The sequence below is a fragment of the Bacillus cereus group sp. BfR-BA-01382 genome (genome assembly GCF_022663475.1).
Lineage (GTDB): Bacteria > Bacillota > Bacilli > Bacillales > Bacillaceae_G > Bacillus_A > Bacillus_A thuringiensis_S.
This window is the reverse complement of the sequence record NZ_JAKUFQ010000045.1, coordinates 38,006-44,005: the sequence shown is the minus strand read 5'-3', so window position 1 is coordinate 44,005 and position 6,000 is coordinate 38,006. Positions and strand designations below refer to the sequence as shown.

Below are 6,000 nucleotides of genomic sequence, written 5' to 3'. Positions count from 1 at the left end.
GGTGGTCCAGAGAAAGTGGAAGGCATTTTACAAGATGTTTCTTGTGACTTCGTTACATTAATTGTAAAAGAAGAAGTTATATTAATTGCAATAAAGCATATTAAAAGTGTTAACTATAATGCATTAGCATGCGGAGAGAGCGATGAGAGCGAAGATAGTAATAGTAAGGAAAGTAGTAGCGATAATTCAGGTCGAGCTCGCGCACAAAGACAGTCAAGTAGAGGAAGATAATAAGAAAGGAGGATACAAATTTGGAAAGTATATTATGCTGTGAGCAAATTAAATGCTTAGTCGGTGAGACTGTAAAAGTAAATCTTCGTGGACCAGAGAGTCGAGTGGGGGTACTTGTATCGTTAGGGAGAGATTACCTTACATTACAACTTCCTCTTGGTGAATTAGTATATTACCAATTGAAACATGTGAAGAGTCTAGCTAAGAAAGTGAAAGAAAGTAAATGTGGCGATTCCTATGTTTCATGTTTCTGCTCTGATGATGATACTTTTGTCGATGTATTACGTGACTTGAAGTATAAGTGGGTAAAGATTAATCGTGGCGGTCCAGAATGTGTGGAAGGATTATTAAGTGAAGTGCATGAAGAATGTATTACACTAGTAAACTGCGATGAAGTCATTTATATCATTAATTATCATATTAAGAGTGTGAGTCAAGTAGTGAAATGTAAAAAGAATGAAGATGAATAATGTTTAATAAATAAGAGGGGCATTATGAGGGAAAGAGAAGAACAATTTCTTATTTCGATAGTATGAAAAGGAATTACTTACTATTAAGACAAAACATTGCCCTGATTATTTTTTTTGAAACGGAAGATAGGAAAGCTGATATTCATAGGAAGGAGGATATAGATGAATGAGTTGAATAAAAGTATTGGAGAAAATATATATGTTAAATTAATCGGTGAAAAAAGATTTAAAGGTGTATTAATTGATGTAGGAAATGATATCGTTGTTCTTTACAATGGACAAGATTACGTATATATATCTTTATATCATGTACAATACTATAAATTTTTAAGACCATATGACGAAGAAATATCAAAACCAGATGTTGATTCTGTAATTAAGAGGGAATCACCTTCAATTTCTTTGAGAAAAGTATTAAGTACTTCTAAAGGTATTTTTACAGAAGTTTATGTAGCAGGAAATGCTCCAATACATGGTTATGTTACAAGTGTGATGAACGATTATATTGTTTTTTATAGTCCGGTTTATAAAACGGTATATATATCTTTAAAGCATTTAAAATGGTTAATTCCGTATAAAGAAAACCAAGTACCGTATGCCCTCAATAAAAATGAACTCCCCGTAAATCCGTTAAATATTACGTTAGCTAGAACGTTTGAAGAACAGCTTATTAAAATGACAGGGAAAATTATGGTGTTCGATTTAGGTGAGGAGTCCAATAAAATTGGAAAAATGGCGAAAATTGATGAAGGTCATATTGAAATATCAAAAGCACGTGATGCAAAAATGTATGTGAATATTCAACATGTAAAATCCGTCCATTGTCCGTAGATTAGTTGGAAGGGCTGGCTTTTTCTTTTATATGCAGAAGAAAAGGTCGAGCCTATTTATTTAGTTTAATTTGGATATGAGGGGAAAAATGAATTGAATATAAATATATTATAGTGCGATCTTTTAAAAATAATTTTGCACTACTTTATAAAGAAATATGTACGAGCTATCTTTTTATGTATTCAATTTATTTTTTGAGGAGGAGCTGCTCAACTAATTTATTAAAGGGGTTTTGTTTGTGGAGCAGTTTCCGAATTCGTTATCAATTACATTGCTTGGTAGTGCTGGTGGAGCAGCAAAAGCAGTTTTAGCAATTTTAAATCAAGCGATAGCAAATGAAAAAGATCCAATTTATGAAGTATTAAAGAATGCCAAATTTCATTTGGTGGATATAAAACAAAAAGATAGGACTTATTATGATGAGTTGTTTTCGAATTTGAAAGGTCGCTTATATTTATATGAAATAAACCTTCAAAATGTAGTGGAATTTAAACAACATTTAAAAGAAAAAAGAACGAGTGTTGTGATTGATGTTTCAGGAGCAGATACAATTAGAGTATTAAGCTGCTGTAATGAACTAGGAATTTGTTATATTAATTCAGCCTTGGAAAATGAGGCCGTAGATCAGGACGATAGCTTAATCGGCTTTCAGCTTACGGAAAGATATACAAGGTTTGAGAAGGAGAAAGAGAAATTTACAAATACAAAAGCGATTATAGGTTCAGGTATGAATCCAGGTGTTGTTCAATGGATGGTTGTTGAACTTATGAAGGAACGACCAAATGAAAGGCCAAGAGCATGTTATATTGTAGAACATGACACGTCGTTTTTGAATGATATAGCGCTTATAAAGCCACATACACTTTATGCTTCATGGGCAGTAGAGCGATTTTTAGATGAAGCAATCTGGAGTTATCCGATGTATATGAGTCAACATCGTCCTCTTTACTTTTATGAAGATGTATATGCTTCAGAGTATAAAGTGAAGTTGGGAGAAAAAGAATTCTATGGTTGTTTAATGCCACATGAGGAAGTATTAATTTTAGGGAAAAACTTTAATATGGAAGTTGGTTTTCTTTACCGAATTAATGAGTATACAACAAATATAATTAGACAGAATTTAGACCAAGTAGAAGATTTATGGAACTGGAATCGTAAAGTGTTTAATCCAGCGGAAGAAGAGGTTGCTGGAGAGGACTTGGTCGGTGTGTTACTCGTTTATGAAAATAGTGAGACATATATGTATAATGTGATGAATAGTAGCCAAGTTTTTCGTAAATATAAAACGAATGCAACGTATTTTCAGGTAGGGTGCGGGATTTATGCGGGCTTGTCCAGTTTACTTTTAGATCGCTTTGAACAAGGTGCTTATTACGTCGAGGAGTTGTTATTAAATACAGAAAGTAAGTACGGTGAGTATTTAAATTTATATATGAAGGATTTTGTAATGGGGCATAATAATTTTACTGATGGATTGTTACATGACAGGGTAAGATGGGTGTAATTTGTTACCAAAAGGAAGGAGAGATCTCCTTCCTTTTAGTATTATAAGGTTAAATATTGCCCTGAAAGCAATTTCATACTTATACTTTAAGGAGATAACAATGAAAGTTTTTTGTATCGATCAAGGGGAGTTTTTATATGAACAAATACAAGAGCTTGATTTATGAAGAAAGAAGAGCCTTAAAGGTATTTATATTATTATTCTATATTATATTCTTTTTATATGACGCTATATATTATTTTGTGTATCCTGCTATGAATATTAGTGGAACAGCGGTAGGTTGGCCAGAAGGTAGTCTTGGGATAGGTGTGCCTATATTTGTAATAGCAATATTTCCTATTTCTATATACCTTCAAAAAAGAGGGTATGTATATTCTGTAAAATATTTATTTTTATTTGGGTACATGTTTATCAATCTTGTTAATAATTTAATGATTTATTTGCGAACGGATAGACCTTTTGAACATGGTAGTATGGTAGAAATGTTATTAATTTTATTTGCCCCAGTTTTCGTGAATAGAAAATACTTTTATTTAGTTTCCTTTAGTGTAATTGGAAAGTACGTATTTTTCACATTGCTATTACAAGATTTAAAAGTGGTAATTCCACTTGTTTTATGTGTATTCTATTTCATTATTTCACATTCTTTATTAAAACGATTTCAATCTTATGTAAGAACAGTGGTTGAAATGATGAACAATATGAAAGAGACGGAAAATTTAGCTGTGATTGGAACTATGTCTACAACAATTGCCCATGAAATTCGAAATCCGTTAACAGCGTTAAAAGGGTTTACGCAAATGCAAAAAGAAAGAAATCCAGCTGATACGATGAGCTACGACATTATGTTACAAGAAATTGAAAGGGTTAATGGATTTGTTAGTGAATTGATGTTGTTAGGAAAACCAAAGCCAACAAATTATGAAAGGTGTAATATACGAGACATCCTTCTATATGTTGTGCATCTAATGGAAAGTTATGCAATGCAATATAGAGTTAAATGTCATTTACAAGTAGATGGGAATTTACCGGCTATAAACGGTGATGATAAGCAATTAAAACAAGTGTTATTAAATATCATTAAAAATGGAATAGAATCAATGCCAGAGGGCGGAGAAATTCATATCCGTGCATATCAAAAAACGCAAGGACATTTGTGTATTTCTGTTGAAGACCAAGGATTTGGTATAGAGAATGAAAAGTTGGAAAAAATCGGCAAGGCATTTTACACAACAAAGGAGACTGGTACAGGACTTGGATTAATGATTACATATAAAATTATTAAGGAACATCAAGGGAGTATCACAATCCAAAGTAGTCTAGGAGTAGGAACGAAAGTAGAAATTTTTCTGCCGACCGTTTAATGTATTGGGAGAAAAGATTTTTCAGAAAAGTGTTCTTGTTGTGTAAATATAAACATTTTATAAAATGTTTCAAGAAGGGTTTTTTTTATAAAATACTTCGTTTATAATGGAGGAAAATATCGACATGAGATTGATTACTCATGTAACGGTTCAGTAGTGTTATGAAAAGATAAGAAGGGGTGCACGCGCATCCTTTTTTCTATGCAGATATTATGAAAGAGGTGGTATGATGGAATTAACATTAAATTCGACTGTATGTTTACACACGATTCAATTTCGAAAAGAGCAAAAGAATTATATTGTAAAAGATACAATTACAGGAGAAAAATATGAAATGCCGCCACTTTGGATTGATGCATTGGCAATGATGCGTGACGGTTTTTTATTGGGAGAAATTGAGGAGAAATTAAAAGAAGAGTATCCATCTGAAGAAGTGAATATGTTAGCATTCACGAGGCAACTGTTAGAACTAGAACTTGTTGAAATGGTAGATGGAGAAGAGATAGCTTGCACAAAGAAGAAAGAGATAGATTGTTTAGCTTGGGTGCGTCCCCGTGTGGAACAATTCTTTCTTAATTTAAATAGAAAATATAGAAGCAAAGACCAGTAGTGGCCTTTGCTTTTTTTAATCCCGCTATTTGCCGGGCAGTAAGACCCCCACCTCAAAATTCAGCGGAAGCAAAGAAGTTAGGTGTGGGATGAACAAAACCCCCACTGATTAAAGGTTCACTTTATAGGTTGTGTTTAAAATATAACAGCAAATGCTCTTGCGAAAGCACCGTCACTATTTTTAATTTTTAAAGGTGCGGATGAGAAAAAGAAACGTTTTGTTTCGATAGCATCTAGATTTGTTAAGTTTTCAATTAAGTAAATATTATTCCCTAGTAATATGTGATGAATCGGTGATGTTTCTGTTGTGACTTCATCAGGAGAAATGAAATCTAAACCGATAGATTTTACTTTTAATTGAACTAATTCTTCAGCTAATTCTTCAGAAAGATAAAATGCTTCTTTCTCATAAGCTTCTGTATTCCATTTGGTGGATAGATTAGAATGAAAAATAACAATATCACCTTCTTTTATGTCAGTATTATGCAATACTGCCTTAGGTAATTTTCGCTCTTGAATATGTGTTACATCTATAAGAACAGCTTCACCTACAAATTGATCCAGCGGTAATTGATCGATGGTCGTTGCGCCTGAAATAAAATGCGCAGGAGCATCACAATGCGTGCCAACATGAACGACAGAATGAAAATCTGTAACTTGATAGCCTGATTCTTCAACACTTGTAACAGCTTCTAGTTGTATTTTAGGTGTTCCAGGAAATTGAGACATATTATTTTCAAATGTTTGCGATAAATCAATTACTTTCATTTTACATACCTCCAATATATATTTTTCAAATAATAAAAAGCTCACCCTTCAATATCAAGAAAGGTGAGCTTTACATGCTAGTTGAGTTTTATCTTCCAAAATGCAATGCATTTTGCAGGAATTAGCACCTATTCAGTTTGTATAAACTGAGGTTGCTGGGCTTCAAAGGGCCGGTCCCTCTGCCTCTCTTGATAAAGAAGTATTCAGTTTTTTTGAAAACGGA

The 6,000-nt window shown here is 32.9% G+C and carries 6 protein-coding genes, 1 pseudogene and 1 riboswitch; of the genes and pseudogenes, 6 read left to right on the top strand and 1 reads right to left on the bottom strand.

The features are described from left to right. The 6 genes and pseudogenes from MR160_RS18275 to MR160_RS18250 all read left to right on the top strand — a co-directional run. A pseudogene (locus MR160_RS18275) lies at positions 1-231 on the top strand (DUF2642 domain-containing protein); the annotation flags it as partial. A 20-nt stretch (positions 232-251) separates the two neighbouring features. After that, the gene (locus MR160_RS18270; RefSeq protein ID WP_000443833.1) at positions 252-701 is read left to right on the top strand and encodes a hypothetical protein; all 450 of its coding nucleotides are present in this window, start codon (positions 252-254) and stop codon (positions 699-701) included. A 162-nt stretch (positions 702-863) separates the two neighbouring features. Further along, positions 864-1,532 carry an LSm family protein gene (locus tag MR160_RS18265; protein ID WP_001004281.1) on the top strand — a complete coding sequence of 223 codons (669 nt, stop codon included), beginning with the start codon at positions 864-866 and terminating at the stop codon, positions 1,530-1,532. Between the two features lie 238 nt (positions 1,533-1,770). Continuing rightward, positions 1,771-3,036: a hypothetical protein gene (locus tag MR160_RS18260; RefSeq protein WP_000434723.1), complete on the top strand. Its 1,266-nt coding sequence runs from the start codon at positions 1,771-1,773 to the stop codon at positions 3,034-3,036. Positions 3,037-3,173: 137 nt separating this feature from the next. Then, positions 3,174-4,400, top strand: coding sequence for an ATP-binding protein (locus MR160_RS18255; protein WP_001046097.1), 1,227 nt, complete (start codon positions 3,174-3,176; stop codon positions 4,398-4,400). A 229-nt stretch (positions 4,401-4,629) separates the two neighbouring features. Next, positions 4,630-5,010 (top strand): hypothetical protein, encoded by a 381-nt coding sequence (locus MR160_RS18250; protein ID WP_000424116.1) that lies wholly within the window; start codon positions 4,630-4,632, stop codon positions 5,008-5,010. Positions 5,011-5,144: 134 nt separating this feature from the next. Here the strand turns inward: MR160_RS18250 and MR160_RS18245 are convergent, their stop codons facing one another. Then, positions 5,145-5,777, bottom strand: a complete 633-nt coding sequence (locus MR160_RS18245; protein WP_242297842.1) for a cyclase family protein — start codon at positions 5,775-5,777, stop codon at positions 5,145-5,147. Positions 5,778-5,862: 85 nt separating this feature from the next. Further along, a riboswitch (SAM riboswitch) is annotated at positions 5,863-5,975 on the bottom strand. Positions 5,976-6,000: the final 25 nt, after the last annotated feature.

What these genes read in the sequence shown, in the direction of transcription:
- MR160_RS18265 (WP_001004281.1), top strand. Translation starts at nt 864, where the DNA reads ATGAATGAGTTGAATAAAAGTATTGGAGAAAATATATATGTTAAATTA.
- MR160_RS18255 (WP_001046097.1), top strand. Translation starts at nt 3,174, where the DNA reads ATGAACAAATACAAGAGCTTGATTTATGAAGAAAGAAGAGCCTTAAAG.
- MR160_RS18250 (WP_000424116.1), top strand. Translation starts at nt 4,630, where the DNA reads ATGGAATTAACATTAAATTCGACTGTATGTTTACACACGATTCAATTT.
- MR160_RS18245 (WP_242297842.1), bottom strand. Translation starts at nt 5,777, where the DNA reads ATGAAAGTAATTGATTTATCGCAAACATTTGAAAATAATATGTCTCAA.